Annotated in this window: 16 protein-coding genes; 4 read left to right on the top strand and 12 right to left on the bottom strand. The window is 58.2% G+C overall.

The window, feature by feature from the left end:
* Nucleotides 1-270 precede the first annotated feature (270 nt).
* Genes PP263_RS01665 through PP263_RS01675 form a run of 3 tightly spaced genes read right to left on the bottom strand, consistent with a single transcriptional unit; the run spans nucleotide 271 to nucleotide 2447 of the window.
* Nucleotides 271-924 carry a DUF429 domain-containing protein gene (locus PP263_RS01665; protein WP_308366641.1) on the bottom strand — a complete coding sequence of 218 codons (654 nt, stop codon included), beginning with the start codon at nucleotides 922-924 and terminating at the stop codon, nucleotides 271-273.
* A 43-nt stretch (nucleotides 925-967) separates the two neighbouring features.
* A complete protein-coding gene (locus PP263_RS01670; RefSeq protein WP_308366642.1) occupies nucleotides 968-1684 on the bottom strand; it encodes a hypothetical protein in 717 nt (238 codons plus the stop codon).
* Between the two features lie 7 nt (nucleotides 1685-1691).
* Nucleotides 1692-2447 (bottom strand): NYN domain-containing protein, encoded by a 756-nt coding sequence (locus PP263_RS01675; RefSeq protein ID WP_308366643.1) that lies wholly within the window; start codon nucleotides 2445-2447, stop codon nucleotides 1692-1694.
* A 190-nt stretch (nucleotides 2448-2637) separates the two neighbouring features.
* On the opposite strand from PP263_RS01675, the gene PP263_RS01680 reads away from it, so the two are divergent.
* Nucleotides 2638-3321: a hypothetical protein gene (locus PP263_RS01680; protein WP_308366644.1), complete on the top strand. Its 684-nt coding sequence runs from the start codon at nucleotides 2638-2640 to the stop codon at nucleotides 3319-3321.
* A gap of 190 nt (nucleotides 3322-3511) precedes the next feature.
* On the opposite strand, the gene PP263_RS01685 is transcribed toward PP263_RS01680, so the two are convergent.
* The 6 genes from PP263_RS01685 to PP263_RS01710 form a co-directional block, all read right to left on the bottom strand.
* Entirely contained in the window at nucleotides 3512-3808 is a 297-nt protein-coding gene (locus PP263_RS01685) for a hypothetical protein (protein ID WP_308366645.1), read from the bottom strand.
* Nucleotides 3805-4296, bottom strand: a complete 492-nt coding sequence (locus tag PP263_RS01690; RefSeq protein ID WP_308366646.1) for a hypothetical protein — start codon at nucleotides 4294-4296, stop codon at nucleotides 3805-3807. The genes PP263_RS01685 and PP263_RS01690 overlap by 4 nt, the downstream gene beginning before the upstream one ends.
* A gap of 348 nt (nucleotides 4297-4644) precedes the next feature.
* Entirely contained in the window at nucleotides 4645-5937 is a 1293-nt protein-coding gene (locus tag PP263_RS01695) for a ribonucleotide-diphosphate reductase subunit beta (protein ID WP_308366647.1), read from the bottom strand.
* 445 nt (nucleotides 5938-6382) lie between these two features.
* Entirely contained in the window at nucleotides 6383-9283 is a 2901-nt protein-coding gene (locus PP263_RS01700) for a ribonucleoside-diphosphate reductase subunit alpha (RefSeq protein WP_308366648.1), read from the bottom strand.
* 797 nt (nucleotides 9284-10080) lie between these two features.
* A complete protein-coding gene (argF, locus tag PP263_RS01705; protein ID WP_308366649.1) occupies nucleotides 10081-10992 on the bottom strand; it encodes an ornithine carbamoyltransferase in 912 nt (303 codons plus the stop codon).
* Nucleotides 10993-11011: 19 nt separating this feature from the next.
* Nucleotides 11012-12196 (bottom strand): aspartate aminotransferase family protein, encoded by a 1185-nt coding sequence (locus tag PP263_RS01710; protein WP_308366650.1) that lies wholly within the window; start codon nucleotides 12194-12196, stop codon nucleotides 11012-11014.
* Between the two features lie 307 nt (nucleotides 12197-12503).
* Between PP263_RS01710 and PP263_RS01715 the strand changes: the two genes are divergently transcribed.
* Both PP263_RS01715 and grxD read left to right on the top strand, forming a co-directional pair.
* Nucleotides 12504-13877: an MBL fold metallo-hydrolase gene (locus tag PP263_RS01715; protein ID WP_308366651.1), complete on the top strand. Its 1374-nt coding sequence runs from the start codon at nucleotides 12504-12506 to the stop codon at nucleotides 13875-13877.
* A gap of 117 nt (nucleotides 13878-13994) precedes the next feature.
* Entirely contained in the window at nucleotides 13995-14327 is a 333-nt protein-coding gene (gene grxD, locus PP263_RS01720) for a Grx4 family monothiol glutaredoxin (protein ID WP_308366652.1), read from the top strand.
* Between the two features lie 134 nt (nucleotides 14328-14461).
* Here grxD and bfr read toward each other — a convergent pair whose 3' ends face one another.
* The 3 genes from bfr to PP263_RS01735 form a co-directional block, all read right to left on the bottom strand.
* Nucleotides 14462-14938, bottom strand: coding sequence for a bacterioferritin (gene bfr, locus PP263_RS01725; RefSeq protein ID WP_183455952.1), 477 nt, complete (start codon nucleotides 14936-14938; stop codon nucleotides 14462-14464).
* A 278-nt stretch (nucleotides 14939-15216) separates the two neighbouring features.
* Nucleotides 15217-16545, bottom strand: a complete 1329-nt coding sequence (locus tag PP263_RS01730; RefSeq protein ID WP_308366653.1) for a DUF2254 domain-containing protein — start codon at nucleotides 16543-16545, stop codon at nucleotides 15217-15219.
* 138 nt (nucleotides 16546-16683) lie between these two features.
* On the bottom strand, nucleotides 16684-16896 hold the full coding sequence (locus PP263_RS01735) for a bacterioferritin-associated ferredoxin (RefSeq protein ID WP_183455956.1): 213 nt from the start codon (nucleotides 16894-16896) through the stop codon (nucleotides 16684-16686).
* Between the two features lie 333 nt (nucleotides 16897-17229).
* Here PP263_RS01735 and PP263_RS01740 point away from each other — a divergent pair, with 333 nt between their 5' ends.
* Nucleotides 17230-17832 carry a peroxiredoxin C gene (locus PP263_RS01740; RefSeq protein WP_308366654.1) on the top strand — a complete coding sequence of 201 codons (603 nt, stop codon included), beginning with the start codon at nucleotides 17230-17232 and terminating at the stop codon, nucleotides 17830-17832.
* Nucleotides 17833-17934: the final 102 nt, after the last annotated feature.

Consider the following 17934-nt stretch of genomic DNA (forward strand, 5'->3'; position numbering starts at 1 on the left):
CAGGTAGATTCCTGTGTTTTCAGACGATAACTGAGTCGCATTCTCAAGGTGTCGTGCTTTTTTTACCATAACGATCAGTCCGACTATTATGTCAGAAGTAACGGCAAGCTTTAATTTCCATATGTGAAGTCTGAGGCCTAATCTCATACCCTTTGTTATATCTTTTAACTCTTGGCCTTTTTCCAGCAGCTAGACAAGAGGAATAAGTTCTTCATTTGAACTCTTTTACTGTCATTGAGTCAGGCTCCAATCCTCCCATATGGAAAGGTTCTATGCGGTTGTTGGCCACCAATAGCGGGTTTCCCCGCAGGGCATGATAAGTCTTTCTTGCTGGGAGCGCTCTCTTTGATGCAGATCCGTTGTCCACTGGCCGGAGAGGCCGGCATAGGCGGCATAAGCGGAGATAACGGCATCCCATTCATGGTCATTATCGGTCTCTAGGGGTATTCCCAGGCATTCGGATGCCATCCTGTCCATATCCCGGTGCAGCTGGTCGTAGTTGTACTTCTTGCCTGTCAATGCATGAAACAGAACCTTGGGCTGGGTTTCGGTTACCGCCAATGGGGCATTTTGACTGCGCAGCGCGATCAGTACAGACATACCGTTGATACCCATCGAGCCGTAGAGGCTGTTGGGGGAGGCGACACTGTTCATCACTTCTCTATACTTCTCTCTGAGCCAGCGGTCCGCCGGCCGCCAGCCGCTCTCTCCAGTCGACCAGCAGGTAAGCTTGTCTATGCCGACGGCTTTCAGATCGGGATACTTCTCCGCAAAATCCAGGATCTGTTCGGCGGTATTTAGTGTTTTTATCTGTATATCCGCAAGCTCGCCACTCGTAAAGCACAAGGCTGCCACCCCATGTGCGTTTCTACCGCCGGGGTCGTAGCCGATTATTGTGCCGCTGAACAGGTTTGGCTGGTGCAATGTTTGACTATGACTTCGATACTGTTGCCCGCTCTAAGCGTTTTTAGCTTGCCGGTGAAATCCACGCGAGCACCGGCGCAAGCCAGCGCTTATGCGGTCGGTAGAACTCCCCATGTCCCAGGCCGGACTCCAGTACTATCTCTTTAAACTCGCTCACTCTTGGCGATCCGTCTGCCAGGAAAATACATGAGTCTGCCCAAATGTCTTCGCTTTCATATAGCGAAAGTAACCGGCCTTTGAAGGGCGGCCATTCCGCGTCCTGGCTGCTCTTGGGACACGAGGCCAACAAGACGTACCGGATATTCTTATTGTCTATCAGGGAGGCCGCGGTGGCAACAATACCGCCTCCCTTGGAGAATCCTACAATACTGATTTTATTTGGATTTACACCATTCCTTAGTAGATCAGAAACCTTGTTTGCCAGCTCTTTCGCATGCTTTTCGATGTTGGCATTTCTTTCACGATGCTCTGCTACAAGGTAATAGGATTTTGAATCCAGAGACTGCTTCAGTCCGGTAAAGTCATACAGACCATGGCGCTCGGATACAGGATCATTTTTCTTCCCTTCGGCGATAGCACCGTGATAGAAGAATACGTACGAAGCTTCCGTTGATATCGGAATGTTGTCTATGGACTCGATAACTTTTGCGGATAACGAAATTGACCAGATGGAAAGCAAGATTGCAAGACAGAGTTTCAAAGCATACTCCTGAAAAGGTAATGATGATTGAAAGTTTTTGCGTATGTCGATTTGTGCCACATCATTATTAGCGCTCTTTTATACGATATACGATAAGGTTGCCGCTGCCTTTCCCCTTGCTTTTCTTGATCTCGAAGGCGTCATTTAGCTTATCCAAAATCTGTGAAAACTTGGCGGAGCCGTAGGATCTGGGGTCGAAGTCGGGCATGGAGCGCTTGACGAAGCTGCCGGCGGCGGAGGCGTTGGCCCAGTCGTCGTCGTCCTGGTACTGCTCCCAGGCTTTGGTGAGCAGAGGGGTCAGCTCGGCAGGATCATTCAGCGGTTTCTTCTGTTCGGGCTTTTTGGGTTTGCCAGTGGCCTTGGGAGGGGCGGATTCATCGCCGCCCAGGTTCTCGGTGAAGATAAAGTCATCACAGGAATTACGGAAGGAAATCGGTGTTTTGCGCTCGCCGACGCCGAATACGAACATCTCGGATTCGCGCAGGCGGGAGGCCAGTTTGGTGAAGTCGCTGTCGCTGGACACCAGCGCGAAGGCATCGAAGCGCTCGGAGTAGAGCAGATCCATCGCATCGATGATCATCGATGCATCGGTAGAGTTCTTGCCAGTGGTATAGGCGAACTGTTGCACCGGCTGGATGGCCAGCTCGTTCAGCGACTTTTTCCAGTTCTTCAGGTTATCGCTGGACCAGTCTCCGTAGGCGCGCTTGATGACGATATGGCCATGCGCTGAAATTTCATCCAGGATCGCCTTGACCTTGGAGTACTGGGCGTTGTCGGCGTCGATCAGGACGGCGACTTTCTTGTGGTCGTCTAGGTCTTTCATTTGGCTCTATCTATGAGTTTGTAATGTGTCGAGCATATTTGACTGTTGCTTCAGGTGTCAAAAATCTACTCTGACCCCGGTATCCACTCTGACCCCGGTATCCACTTTATCTTTTATCGCTAACCAATACGGCGAGGCTTCATGTTACATTACTCGCCCTATCTCCACCGCCACACAGCGAGCACACGCCATGAAACCCTGGGTCGAACTCGGTACTGCCCACATTCCTAATGACGGCGGGACACTCAAGCTTCGCCAGCGCGATCAGGAGTTCTCGATCGTCCTGTGCGGCCCCCGCGGCGAATTAATGAACAGTCGCCGCTTTAACAGTGAGCGGGAGCTATCGCTACTGGGCTGCGCCCACCTGAAGAAGCACAAGAGCGCCCGTGTGGTCGTGGGCGGCATGGGTATGGGTTACACGCTCGCCGCCGCCCTCGAGGTACTGCCGCCCTGCGCCGAGGTCATTGTCGCCGACCTGATCCCCGAGGTGGTGGAGTGGAACCGCGGGGCACTGGGAGCCTGCGCCGGCCGGCCCCTGGACGACAGCCGCTGCGTCGTCCATATCGGCGACGTAGGTGAGCTACTGGTAAGGCACGACGGCGACTACGACGCCGTGCTGCTGGATGTCGACAACGGCCCTGAGGGGTTGACCCACAGCGACAACAACTGGCTCTACTCCCTCGATGGCACCAGCTGTATCTACAACTGCCTTACGCCAGGCGGCGTGTTGGCGGTGTGGTCGGCTGGGCCCGACACCCTGTACGTTCAGCGGCTGAAGAAAGCCGGCTTTGACGTCGAGGTCAAAACCGTGCGTGAGCGCCCCGGCAAGGGTGCACGACATACCATATTTCTGGCAAAAAAAGCGGCCATGTAAAGCGCAATAATTAATAGATGGAGGCGGATTAAACTTTTTGGGTTTTTTTTGTCTTGTTCTATGCCAAGATATTGATCTGTCCATGTCACGATGAGTTAATATTCTTTCTCGGTTGATTGGGGTGTGTCATAATGTTGATCTGCCCCCATTTATTTTGCCATTTATTTGTGTGACCCCATTTATTTTCGTATTATGCTTTATCAATTTCATCATTCCATTGTTCCTCGTAACCAGATCGTTCAAGATAGCCGCCGATGGAGTTATAAAGCTTCTCAGTCCAGTATTGGGCGCTGCCTTCGCATGGCAATTCGAGATTGCTTTCGGCAGATTTGTTGACCATTAACCAGAAGAACTTGCTAAGATGTGTAGCTTCTTCTTTTGAAGATACATATCCCTTATTTATAATGTCTTTAGCCAAAGAATCGCCGATTTCTTCGGCGAGAAAGAGGGCTACGATTTTCTCTTCGTCGTACTTGTATTTGATCATAGATTCTCTCCGGCATCCTTGATTACGGACATTCTGTCGGCGACCCATCTTAACTTGGCAACCAATTGGTGAACCAGAATTTTCTCTGTAACGGTGAGCAAATAATGACCTTTCTTTTGGTGGTCCGACTCAAACTTCAGGCCAGGAGGTAGGTCGGCTTGTTCCAGAACCCAGTAAACATGGATAGGGAACCCCGGGTTGTGTTTTTGCTTCATCTTGTAAACACCCTTCAGGTGTTGCCAATGGGATGAGAAAGAGAGCCCCATTTGATTGTGAGGGAGAACCCATTTTTCATCCTCGGAGAGCAGCCAATCCTTTTTTCTAACGCCTTGAACTAACTTGTCGCCTTCTTGGGCATCCCGTTTTCGGTAGAGAGTTGGGTGGCTCCAGTTTCTGGTTGGTCTTGCCAGTGCACCTTCAAATTCCTTGATTATTGCTCTTAGGTCATCCATTGTTTTAAATTGATGGACATATTTTTCATTGCTCATTACTTCCTTGTGTCTCCTTGTTTTGAAGAATTTTTCCAGTCATGCACTCTATGGCGGGGACTTTATAATACAAAGGATCTGCTAGGTGTTCCTAGCTTGGATAATTGGTGTTCGTTCGGCATGGAATGGGATGCGCTGGTGAAACTAATTCGTTAAGTTGATTGGCAAATTCTTCTTCGGAGAGTGATCCGAGCGCCATAATCTAGGGTTCCCTAAAAATCATTTTCGTCTAAGGTTGGCTGTGTGCTTAAGTCTGTACAAAAAAAGCGGGCTTTCGCCCGCTTTAAATACCTCTCTTCCTGTGAGCGACTACATTTCCTTATATAGTAATTCGCTACCGGTGGGCACTTACCACTGCAGTGCACCACCCGTCTGATATTCAATCACCCGCGTCTCGAAGAAGTTCTTCTCCTTGCGCAGGTCCATAATCTCCGACATCCAGGGGAAGGGGTTCTGGGCGCCGGGGAATTGTTCTTTCAGGCCCAGCTGGACCAGGCGGCGGTTGGCGATAAAGTGGAGGTATTCCTCCATCATATTCGCGTTCATGCCCAGTACGCCGCGGGGCATGGTGTCGCGGGCGTAGGCCACTTCCAGTTCCATGCCTTCCAGGATCATCTGGGCCACTTCCTGCTGGAACTCGGCGGTCCACAGGTGGGGGTTTTCCAGTTTGATCTGGTTGATCACGTCGATGCCGAAGTTCAGGTGCATGGACTCGTCGCGCAGGATGTACTGGAACTGCTCGGCGACACCGGTCATCTTATTGCGGCGGCCCATGGATAGGATTTGGGTGAAGCCGCAATAAAAGAAGATACCCTCGGTGACCGCGTAGAAGGCGATCAGGTTGCGTAGCAGCTCCTGGTCCTTCTCGGTGGTGCCGGTCTTGAAGTTGGGGTCGCTGATGGAGCCGGTGTGCGCGAGGCTCCAGGCGGCTTTCTTGGCCACGCTGGGGACTTCGCGGTACATGTTGAACACCTCGCCTTCGTCCATACCCAGGGACTCCACGCAGTACTGGTAGGCGTGGGTATGGATGGCCTCCTCGAAGGACTGGCGCAGTATGTACTGGCGGCACTCCGGGTTGGTGATATGGCGGTAGATGGCCAGCACCAGGTTGTTGGCTACCAGGGAGTCGGCGGTGGAGAAGTAGCCCAGGGAGTATTCCACGATGCGACGCTCGTCCGCGGTCAGACCCTCGGGGTCTTTCCACATGGACACGTCTTTGTTCATGTTTACTTCCTGGGGCATCCAGTGGTTGGCGCAGCCGTCCAGGTATTTCTGCCAGGCCCAGTCGTACTTGAAGGGCACCAGCTGGTTGAGGTCGGCGCGGCAGTTGATGATGCGTTTCTCATCCACTTCGATGCGCGCGGCGCCCATTTCCAGCTCTTCCAGGCCCGGGGCCGGGTCCAGGTTGGCTACGGCGGCCCGCGCGGCTTCCACGGCGGAGGAGGGGGGCGTGGAGGAGCCCCCTGTGGAATTGCTGCTTTGGGCCGCGGGCGACGCCGGAGCGCTGGATGCGTAGGACGCGTTTGGCTCTGTTACTTCTTTTTGCAGCGTCTCCGGCGTCGGTCGCGGTTCGGTTGCTTTGTTGGCCATGGCTTTGGTTGAGGGTTTTGGCTGTGTGTCGATGTCGTCCCAGCTCAGCATAGTTAGCCTTTTGATCCGTCTTTTCTGTCTGTGTGTGTCTGGTTTTGTCTTTTGATTTTGGCCGGCTTTCGCCGGCTTGCGGAGCTGGAGCTCCGCGTTCCCAGGGCCGGCTTTCGCCGGCTTGCGGAGCTGGAGCTCCGCGTTCCCAGGGCCGGCTTTCGCCGGCTTGCGGAGCTGGAGCTCCGCGTTCCCAGGGCCGGCTTTCGCCGGCTTGCCGAGCTGGAGCTCGGCGTTCCAAGGGGCGGCTGTGCCGCCGTTTTGCCGAGTTTGGCCCGGCGCTCCCGGGTCGCGGCCCGCTCCGGCTCTGTCACTGCTCGAGCCGGGCGGGTGCGAATGGTCTTGGCCGCGCTTGCGCGGTCGCGACGCTCTCCCCCGAGAGTTCTTTTTGCCTGTTCCAGCGGGCCTGTGGCCCGCAAGCGGAGCTGGAGCTCCGCGGTCCCGGGCTTTACTGGCAGGCCTCGCAGTCCGGGTCGTCGAGGGAGCAGGCCTTGGGTACTTCCGCCGGCGCGGGCGCTGCCGCTACCGGGGCGCTGGCTCCTGAGCTCACCGCGTTCAGGTTGCCGGTGTTCACGGTGGATTTTTCTGTGCTGGTGGCGGCCAGGGCGCGCAGGTAGTAAGTGGTCTTGAGACCGCGGTACCAGGCCATGCGATAGGTCAGGTCCAGCTTCTTGCCGTCGGCGCCGGCGATGTACAGGTTCAGTGACTGCGCCTGGTCGATCCACTTCTGGCGGCGGCTGGCGGCATCGACGATCCAGCGCGGCTCCACCTCGAAGGCGGTGGCGTACTTGGCTTTCAGTTCCGCCGGTACGCGGTCGATCTTCTGCACCGAGCCCTCGTAATATTTCAGGTCGTTGACCATCACCTTGTCCCACAGGCCCAGGGCTTTCAGGTCGTGCACCAGGTAGGGGTTGACCACGGTGAACTCGCCGGACAGGTTCGATTTCACATACAGGTTCTGGTATGTGGGCTCGATGGACTGGGAGACTCCGGTGATATTGGCAATGGTGGCGGTGGGCGCGATCGCCATCACGTTGGAGTTGCGCATGCCCTGTTTTTTCACTTTTGCGCGGAGGCTGTCCCAGTCCTGGGTGGCGCTGGTGTCCTGTTCGATAAACTGCTCGCCGCGCTGCTCCGCCAGGACCTTGATGGAATCCACCGGCAGTATGCCCTTGCTCCACAGGGAGCCCTCATAGCTCTGGTACTTGCCGCGCTCTGCGGCCAGGTCGCTGGAGGCGGAGATGGCCTGGTAGCTGATCGCCTCCATGGTGGCGTCGGCGAAGGCTACGGCTTCATCGCTGGCGTAGGAGATGCCGGCCTTGTAGAGCGCGTCCTGGAAGCCCATCAGGCCCAGGCCCACCGGGCGGTGGCGCATGTTGGACTGGCGCGCGGTTTCGACGGAGTAGTAGTTGATGTCGATCACGTTATCCAGCATGCGCACGGCGGTCTTCACGGTGCGCGCCAGCTTTTCCTGATCGAGTTTATTGTCTTCGATATGCTGGGCCAGGTTCACGGAACCCAGGTTGCACACGGCGATTTCGTCGTTGGCCCGGGTGTTCAGGGTGATCTCGGTGCACAGGTTGGAGGAGTGCACCACGCCCACGTGCTGCTGCGGGCTGCGCAGGTTGCAGGCGTCCTTGAAGGTGATCCAGGGGTGGCCGGTTTCGAACAGCATGCCCAGCATCTTGCGCCACAGGTCCACCGCGCGCACTTTCTTGTGCAGCTTCAGTTTGCCTTCGGCGACCAGTTGCTCGTAGTGGGCGTAGCGCTCCTCGAAGGCAGTGCCGAACAGGTCGTGCAGGTCCGGGGTGTCGCTGGGGGAGAAGAGGGTCCACTCCTTGTCTTCGAAGACGCGCTTCATAAACAGGTCCGGCACCCAGTTGGCGGTGTTCATATCGTGGGTGCGGCGGCGGTCGTCGCCGGTGTTCTTGCGCAGTTCGAGGAACTCCTCGATATCCAGGTGCCAGGTCTCCAGGTAGGCGCAGACCGCGCCCTTGCGCTTGCCGCCCTGGTTCACCGCCACCGCGGTGTCGTTGGCCACTTTCAAAAACGGCACCACGCCCTGGGATTTGCCGTTGGTGCCCTTGATGTAGGCGCCGAGGCTGCGCACCGGGGTCCAGTCGTTGCCCAGGCCGCCGGCCCATTTGGAGAGCATGGCGTTGTCGCGAATGGCGCCGTAGATGCCCTCCAGGTCGTCCGGCACCGTGGTGAGGTAGCAGGAGGACAGCTGCGGGCGCAGGGTGCCGGCGTTGAACAGGGTGGGCGTGGAGCTCATGTAGTCGAAGGAGCTCAGCAGATTGTAGAACTCGATCGCGCGCCCGTTGGGATCGTCTTCATTGATGGCGAGGCCCATGGCGACGCGCATAAAGAAGATCTGCGGCAGCTCGAAGCGGGTTTCGTCCGAGTGCAGGAAGTAGCGGTCGTACAGGGTCTGCAGGCCCAGGTAGCTGAACAGGTGATCGCGCTCGCCTTTCAGGGCTTCGCCCAGCTGCGCCAAGTCGAAGGTGGCCAGCGCCGGGTCCAGCAGTTCCAGCTCGATACCCTTTTGCACATAGGCTTCCAGGGCTTTGCCGTAGAGGGTTTCCATCTCGTGCTGGGTGGCGCGCTCGGCGACGCCGAGGAAGCGCAGCGCCTCGGCGCGGAGCTTGTCCAGCAGCAGGCAGGCGGTAGCGTAGGTGTAGTTGGGCTCCTGCTCGACCATGGTGCGCGCGGTGATCACCAGCGCGGTGTTGATATCGGTTTCGGAGACGCCGTCGTAGAGGTTCTTCAGCGCTTCGGAGAGGATCGCCTGGCCGTCCACGTCCTTCAGGCCCTCGCAGGCCTCGCTCACCACGGTGCGCAGGCGCTCCATATCCAGCGGAACCAGGGTGCCGTCTTCCATCTTGACGCGGATACTGGGGTGGGCCTCCGCGACGGCTTTGTGCTGGCCCTTCTCCGCGCGCAGGCGGGCGTGTTCCTCGCGATAGAGCACGTAGTCGCGGGCGATCTTGTGCTCGCCGGAGCGCATCAGTGCCAGTTCCACCTGGTCCTGGATCTCCTCGATATGGATGGTGCCGCCGGAGGGCATGCGGCGCTGGAAGGTGGCGCTGATCTGCGCCACCAGGTCGCCCACCTGCTCGTGAATGCGGCTGGAGGCCGCGGCGGTACCGCCCTCGACGGCGAGGAAGGCCTTGGTGACCGCAACGGAAATTTTGCTGTCATCGTAGGGCACTACGGTACCGTTGCGCTTGATGACGCGAATCTGTCCCGGTGCGGTTGCGGCCAGGGTGGTGTTGCCGCCGGTCTGCTCCCTGGTTGTAGCTGTTTTTTCCGTAGGCACGGATTGAGAGCGCCCTGTCTCTGTGTGCATGAATTTCTCCGCGTGTATGTACTGTTTTTCCGCTTCTGTCCGCTCGGACAGCACCCTCGAAGGGGGATATTGGGCGGTAACGGGTCCCTCGTTTTTCCCTTCCGGCAGCCCTCCGGGCCCCGGGGTGGGAACAGGCCGCTTTGCCGTCGGCGCCCCTCCGGTTGGAATGGGGGCCTCCGGGTGCCTGCGGCGGATAGTCCATTCCGCCTGGTTACCTCTGATTTGCTTTTGGAAAGCTGTGCCTGACTGGTGCGCCGCAATGGCGGCGCCGGGGTCGGATCGGCCCCCGTCGGCTAGGGGCTGTACCTGGGGTGCACCCCAATATATTGGGGTTGCGTCTCGACTGACCAACAAGATAATGCGATAGAGGGGCTATTTCAAGGCGAATAACTTCGTAGTTTGCTGTGGATAATTTGTGGGTAGCCGGGTAATTGTCAGTGGCCACTTTCGTGCCAGCGCCCGCCGTTACTGGGGATGGCTAAACCTGTACAGTGGTTTTTTACCCGGGGATGGTTTTAAGAATTTTTTTTAATAGTAAGTGAGCGCTAAATTAACCGTAGCAATAACTGTTTCGGTTTGTTTAGTCTTTGAGCAAAATGGTACTCGGCTGGCGGGGGGTTTTGGCGCCTATTTCATTATTGTACGATGTTTAGCCGGCAAACGACCGCAGCCGGCGACCACCCCTACAGGAGAAGTTTTACAATATCGTGTAGGTGCTCTGCTTCAAACCAGCTTCCTATTGACTCGCCATACCGGCCAAGCCGGCATGACGAGGGTATGGGGCAGCCCGCAGGGGGTCAACTGCTGTGCTCCTGCAGGAACTCCATCAGCGCCTTCTGCGCGTGCAGGCGGTTCTCCGCCTCGTCCCAGACCACGGAAATGTCCTCGTCCTCCAGCAGTTCTCCGCTCACTTCCTCGCCGCGGTGGGCGGGCAGGCAGTGCATGAACACGGCGCCGCTGTTGGCGTGACTCATCAGTTCGTGGTCGACCAGGAAGCTCTGGAAGGCGCGCTTGCGCTCCTGCTGCTCGGTTTCCTGACCCATGGAGGCCCAGACGTCGGTAGCCACCCAGTCGGCGCCGCGCACCGCTTCCGCGGGTTTGCGCACAATGCTCACCCGGTCGCCGGCGGCGGCGACTATGGCCTCGTCCGGCTCGTAACCCTCTGGGCAGGCGATGCGCAGCTCGAAGTCGCAGCGGCGTGCGGCGTTGATGTAGGAGTGGCACATGTTGTTGCCGTCGCCCACCCAGGCCACCACCTTGCCCCGGGGGCTGCCGCGATGCTCCACAAAGGTCTGGATGTCCGCGAGCAGTTGGCAGGGGTGGTAGCTGTCGGACAGGGCGTTGATCACCGGTACCCGGCTGTACTGGGCAAAGCGCTCCAGCACGTTGTGGCCGAAGGTGCGGATCATCACCATGTCCACCATGCGCGAGATGACCCGCGCGCTGTCCTCAATGGGCTCGCCGCGGCCCAACTGGGTGTCGCGGGGAGACAGGAAAATGGCGCTGCCGCCCATCTGCGCCATGCCCGCCTCGAAGGACACCCGGGTGCGGGTGGAGGATTTCTCGAAGATCATCCCCAGCACCTTGTCGCGGAAGGGCTCGGTGGCGATGCCCTGGGCGCGCAGGGCTTTCAGTTCGATGGCGCGCTCGATAACGCCGTTGAGTTCATCCCCGGACAGGTCCAGCAGGGTGAGAAAGTGTCTGGCCATAAGTTGTTCCCTCTTAAATTCAAGCCACTTGCCGGGCAAAGTTCTCGATCAGTGTGCTCACGGTGGCGCCGATCTGGCGGCACTCGGCGTCGCTCAGGGTGAGCGGTGGCAGCAGGCGCACCACGTTGCCGGCGGTGACGTTGATCAGCAGGTCGCAGGTGCGCGCCTGTTCTACCAGTTCGGCACAGGGACGGTCCAGTTCGATGCCGATCAGCAGGCCCAGGCCGCGGATCTCGCGGACCGCGGCGCAGTCGGCCAGCTGTTCGCGCAGCTGTTGCAGCAGCTGTTCCCCCAGTTTTGCGGCGCGCTCGATCAACCATTCCTTTTCCAGGGTATCCAGCACCGCCAGGCCGGCGCGGCAGGCCAGGGGGTTACCGCCAAAGGTGGAGCCATGGCTGCCGGCCGTAAATAGCTGCGCTGCTTTGCCCCGCGCCAGGCAGGCGCCTATGGGCACGCCGTTGCCCAGGCCCTTGGCGGTGGTGACCACGTCCGGCAGTATGCCGTTGTGCTGGTAGGCGAACAGTTTACCGCTGCGGCCGTTGGCGCTCTGGATCTCGTCCAGCATCAACAGCCAGTCCTGTCTGTCGCACAGGTCGCGCAGTTTGTTCAGGTAGTCTGGTGCCGGCACGCGAATGCCGCCCTCTCCCTGCACCGGCTCCACCAACACCGCGACTATGTCGTTGTGCTGGGCGGCCAGCTTTTCGATCGCGGCGATGTCGTCGTAGGGCACGCGCAGGAACCCCTCCGGCAGCGGCGCGAAACCCTGCTGGATCTTTTCGTTGCCGGTGGCGGTAAGGGTGGCGAGTGTGCGGCCGTGGAAGGCCCCCTCCATCACCACGATGCGCGGCACTGCAAGGCCGCGCTCGTTGCCGAGCCGGCGCGCCAGCTTGATCGCCGCCTCATTGGCCTCGGCACCGGAGTTGGAAAAGAACACATTGTCCATGTCCGACAGGGCTGCCAGTTTCTCCGCAAGTTGTTCCTGCGCGGGAATATTGTAGAGGTTGGACACGTGCAGCAGGGTATGCGCCTGGTCTTGCAGCGCTTCGGTGACTGCCGGATGGCAGTGGCCCAGGCCGCACACGGCGATTCCGGAAATGGCGTCCAGGTAGCGTCGGCCGGCGTCGTCCCACACGTAGTTGCCTTCACCCCTGACCAGGGTCAGAGTTCTGGTGCCGTAGTTCTGCATGAGTGCGGGAATGGCCACTTTGCTGTCTCCTCTATGGTGGGCCTGAAAAACCGGAAGAGCCGCAGAAAGTTCGGCATGAGCGCCGTTCGTCCGCAGTTTCCCCGGGAAAGCCGGCAATACTAACATACTTGTGGTGGCGCGCTACGCGGCGCGGTCACTTGGTGTGGTGCTGAAGGCCCTGTGTGGCCATCTTTTTCCAGCGACATTTGCGGTGCCCCTGCGGACCGTCGCCAGCCCCATGTTTACTATTCTGAGAGCACCGCTTTCCCTGATCCGATGGGCAGAGAATTCCAAACCACTTCCGCGCCATCGCGCCGAGTAAATCATGAAATTCAAATGTATCGAAACCCCGGCCATTTCTCACTACGCTTATGTGATTGCCGACGGCAATTGCGCGGCGGTGATGGATCCCCGCCGCGATGTGGACGACTACCTGGCCGCAGCCCGTGAATTCGGCTGCCGCATCACTCATGTAATCGAAACCCACCGCCAGGAGGATTTCGTAATGGGATCGGCCTACCTGGCGAGATTGACGGGGGCCCGGGTAGTCAATGGCGAGCACGAGCTGTTCGGCCATGGCGACCTGCGGCTGGGGGACGGTGACAGCTTCACGCTGGGGAGCCTGAAAATTTGCGCCCTTCATACCCCCGGCCACACACCTGAGAGTATGTGTTACGCAGTCTATGAAAAGGGGGCCGATATCCCCTGGGGCGTATTTACCGGCGACACGTTGTTTTTTGGCGATACGGGTCGCAGTGATCTGCCGGACACCGATAAATCGGTCGAGAATGCGGCATTACTGTATGACTCCGTGCACGGCAGGCTGAAGGCGTTGGGCGATACCGTGTTGGTTTTTCCCGCGCATGGGCCGGGGTCCGTGTGTGGCAGCGGTATGTCGGAAAAGCCGTTTTCCACCATCGGTGAGGAGCGGCGTCTCAACGATGTGTTCACCCTGGACCGGGATGCATTTGCCCGCAAGAAAGGCGGCGAGCGGCTGCCGCGGCCGCCGTACTTTCGCCTGATGGAAAAGGTGAACCTGCACGGCGGGCTGGAGCCACCGGAGGTTCTCGGTGCGGTCAGGTTCTTGGGGCCGGAAGAGTTTGCCGATGCGCGCAAGCGGCGGCAGGTGTTCGACACGCGGGAACCCGAAGCCTTTGCGGGTGGCCATATTGCCGACAGCTACAGTATCTGGTTGCAGGGTTTGCCGGTTTTTGGCGGTTGGCTGGCCGACGAAACCACGGAGCTACTTTTGGTGGGAGACCGCGGCGAGGACATGGAAACTGCCGCGCTGTATCTCAGCCGCATCGGTATCGACCGGGTCGAGGGCGCCCTGGCCGGCGGTTTTGGTAGCTGGCGCAACAGTGGGCACCCGTTCCGGCACAACCGCGTGATCACCCCCCGTGAACTGATCGACCGGCTCGATGAAATGCAGGTACTCGATGTGCGCGAGGACGGCGAGTTTGACAGCGGGCATATTCCCGGCGCGGTCCATCTATACGTCGGGTATCTCGAGGAGCGCCTCTCTGAGACGGGCCTCGACAGGGACCGGACCCTGGTGGTGACCTGCGGGGTCGGGCATCGTGCAGGGCTTGCAGTCAGTATTTTGCTGCGCCTGGGGTTCACCGATGTGCGCAACCTGCTCGGGGGGATGAAGGCCTGGGGCGCCTGCGACTTTCCGATGGACCAGGGCGGGCACTAGCGCACTGGTCGCGAGATGCACCGGTGGGTTGGGTGGGGTACAATCCCGCCCCTCAAAACAGCGAACGGGCGCCGGGCGCCGGGCCGAAACACTTTCTAATCGAGGTTGGTCATACCTATGGACACACTGGAGAACATCAAGCAGCAGATAGCCGACAACGCGATCCTGCTCTATATGAAAGGCAGCCCCAACGCACCCCAGTGCGGCTTTTCCATGCGTGCCTCCCAGGCACTGATGGCCTGCGGCAAACGCTTTGCCTATGTGGACGTGCTGTCCAATCCGGATATCCGCACCGAGCTGCCGAAATACGCCAACTGGCCGACCTTCCCGCAGCTGTGGGTCAAGGGAGAGCTGGTCGGTGGCTGCGACATCATTATGGAAATGTACGAAAACGGCGAGCTGAAGACCCTGGTGGAAGAAGCCTCTGCCGAGAGCGAAGGCGGGGAATAGGTTTTTTTCCTCTTTGCCCAAACAAAAAAGCCGCGGTGGTTACCGCGGCTTTTTTGTTTGGGGATGACTGTGGACATCCTGTTTCAATCAAGCGCTCACTGGTTCGTCATCCCGCCCGTCGGTTGTGCTCGGGATTACTCCCCGGTTTCCATCTGAGATTGCAGGTAGTTCCGCAGGCCGACTTTGTCGACCAGGTCCAGCTGGGTCTCCAGCCAGTCCACGTGTTCCTCCTCGGATTCGAGGATTTTTTCCAGTAGTTCCCGGCTGCCGTAATCGCGCACTGATTCGCAGTGAGCAATGGCGTCGCGCAGATCGGGGATGGCCTTGGATTCCAGCTTCAGGTCGCACTTGAGCATTTCCACGGTGTCTTCCCCGATGAGCAGCTTACCCAGGTGCTGTAGATTGGGAATACCTTCGAGAAACAGAATCCGCTCGATCAGCCAGTCGGCGTGTTTCATCTCGTCGATGGATTCGTGGTATTCCTTTTCCGCCAGCTCTTTCAGTCCCCAGTTTTTGTACATGCGGGCGTGCAGGAAGTACTGGTTGATGGCCACCAGTTCGTTGCCCAGTGCTTTGTTTAAATGTTCGATAACTTTGGGATCGCCTTTCATAGCTTTTGCTCCTGTGGCCCTGATGAGACTGAATGGATGTTCAGGATATTCCTATTTGTTAGATTAAGCCGCAGTCGTTTTGCTACCTATATTGTAGAGTCGCCGCCGCTATGCCGGTGGAGTTTGCGTCTCCGGCTGGGGCAAGTCAAGAAAAAGGCGAGTTTTGTTTGTGTGCGGAAAAACCAGGGAAATTAAGGGGAATTCGGCAGAAAATTACAACGAGAATGATTCCCTTTTAGATTGTTTCCTGCGGATGAAAAAGACCTGTCCAATGGTGTTCAGGGAAGGTTGATCCGCTGGCGGATTCCTGAGATTTTCTTTTGGATAATTTCCCGATCGAACCGGTCTTCGATAAATTTTTCGCAGTCTTCTTCCAGGCGGTCGGTATATCTTCTCAGCGCGTGCCTGTCTTCCGTGCGGGTGCAGACTTCCGTGAGATCGAGCAGTGTATTCAGCAAGTGGTGCATGACTACACCGCTTTGGCGGCCGTATTCGCGGACTTCATCGAAAGCCGCTTGCAGCAATTCGGCGAAATCCAGCTCGACGGTTACCAGGCGCAGCTCACCGCCGTCATCGTGAAAACAGATGGGCAGTTGCGGTCTCTGCAGCACCTTGCCGATACCGTCCACCAGGCGATCGATGCAGGCGTAGGCGGTGTAGGGGTCGTTGATACCCGGGGACAGGGCGCGCACCGCAATCTGTGCCAGTTGGTGAATGGAGAAGACGACGTCCTGCCCTGCGGTGGGCTGGTGACCGGTGCCGATGGCGCCGGCGACACTCTTGCTGATGGTGTCGCTGTCCAGGTGCCGTGGCGGCTGGAATACGCTTGCCACCAGCGCCCAGGAATTGAGGTAGCTGCCCGGGTGGCACTCCAGGCGGACACAGCAGTCGTGCTCGCTTGCCCAGCGGATCAGTTTTTCGCGGTCGATGGTCTGTACATAGCCGCTCTTGGCACTAAAGACGCTGAGCCGGTCTTCGCCCAGGGGCAGGCGATCGGTGTCGCAGCGCTCGGCACCTTGGCCGAAGTAGTCGTGTGCACTGGGGTAGAGGCGGTCGATGGCATCGCTGAACTCGCGGTTGATGTGAAAGGTGACGTTGTCCACCTGGATGGACTGCGCCATGTTGTGGATGAAATAGATCAGGAAGGCGATGCTGACCAGGGCCAGCAGCACTGCGGTGTGTACCGCCAGGCCGAGGTTGGTGGTGGAGTCAGTCTGGGCGTCGATGCCGCGCATCGTCACCAGTGCGTACACAAAAGTGGAGAGGAATATCCCGAGGGTATATTGGGTGCCGCGGTCGCGCATAAAGTTGCGCACCAGTCCCGGGCCGAACTGGTTGGAGGCCAGGGTGAGGGCCACGATGGTGATGGAAAATACGGTGCCGGTCACGGTGATGGTGGAGCCGGCGATCATGGCCAGCAGCGAGCGGGCGCTGTCCGGGTCCTGCAGGTGCATCCAGCTCATTCCCGGCAGGCCGGCGGGCCCCGCGACCTGGTCCACCAGCTGCATGCCCTGGGACAGGGCGATGGCGGCGAGCGCCATCACCGCCGGCACCAGCCAGAAGCTGGAACGCAGGCGTTCGCCGAGATGCTGCAGATACTGTTTCATGGGCCGGCCGGCAGTCGAGGGAAGTGTTCCGCTAAAGATAGGACAGGCGGGCAGTTACGCCAGGGCGTGAGGGCCTGTGTTGCCGGTTGGCTGTAGGAGTATTTGGGAGGAGGGGCGGCTCGAGGGCTCCGGGCTAGGTCAGCCGGCGGAATAGAAGAGTCCGTTGTTGCCCGCGGCCACCATGCCGCCGCTCATGGTCTCGTCGATGATTTCCTGGGTCAGCTCCGCACAGCGGCCGCACTGGGAGGACACGCCCAACTGGCGGCGCAGGGCCTTGACGGACGTGGAGCCGTCGTAGACCGCTTCCTTGATCTGGCGGTCGGTAATGCCTTTACAGATACATACGTACATCGTCGATAAGCCCTGGCGCAAATTTTGCTCTAAAACTGAATCTGCGAAGATCGTATTGCAAGTGAGAATGAGTGTCAATAAGATTCTGTGTCTGGCCAGTTTTTATACTAGATCAAGGTCGTCCCGGTTGGGAGAGCAAGGTGTGACCGAAAGAAGAAGAAAGGTCAATCTCTCATCTATCGAAGCCATATAAAAAATTAATGGGACTGAAAGGGGCGCCTGTGTATCATAGCGGGCCACTATCAAATCTGATTCAATTTATAGCGATTGCATATAAATTGACCACATTGTCGTTTCAATTTACTAACCCATCATCGGAATGAGGAGGTTCTCATGGCTGTACTGGTAGGCAAACCAGCACCGAATTTCACAGCTGCAGCGGTACTGGGCAACGGCGAAATCGTCGACACCTTTACCCTGAGCGAAGCCATCAAAGGCAAGAAGGCGGTAGTTTTCTTCTACCCGCTGGATTTCACTTTCGTGTGCCCGTCCGAGCTGATCGCTTTTGATCACCGCTACTCGGAGTTCCAGAAGCGCGGTGTGGAGGTAATCGGCGTATCCATCGATTCCCAGTTCTCCCACAATGCCTGGCGTAACACTTCCGTCAACGACGGCGGCATCGGCCCGGTGAAATACACCCTGGTGGCCGATACCAAGCACGAGATCTGCCAGGCCTATGACGTCGAGTCTGAAGGCGGTGTGGCCTTCCGCGGCTCCTTCCTGATCGACGAACAGGGCGTGGTGCGCCACCAGGTGGTTAACGACCTGCCGCTGGGCCGCAACGTCGACGAGATGCTGCGCATGGTCGACGCGCTGACTTTCCACCAGGAGCATGGCGAAGTCTGCCCGGCCGGCTGGCAGGAAGGCGACAAGGGCATGAGCGCCTCTCCGGAAGGTGTGGCCGCCTACCTGAGCGAGCACGCTGAGAAGCTGTAAGCATCAACGGAAATCCCCGTTTAATGCTGATTTGATGCTGGGAAGCCGCCTTCGGGCGGCTTTTTAATAGGTGTCATTCTGGCCTTGCCGTCACCCCTATGC

Source organism: Microbulbifer sp. TB1203 (genome assembly GCF_030997045.1).
Classification (GTDB): Bacteria; Pseudomonadota; Gammaproteobacteria; order Pseudomonadales; family Cellvibrionaceae; genus Microbulbifer.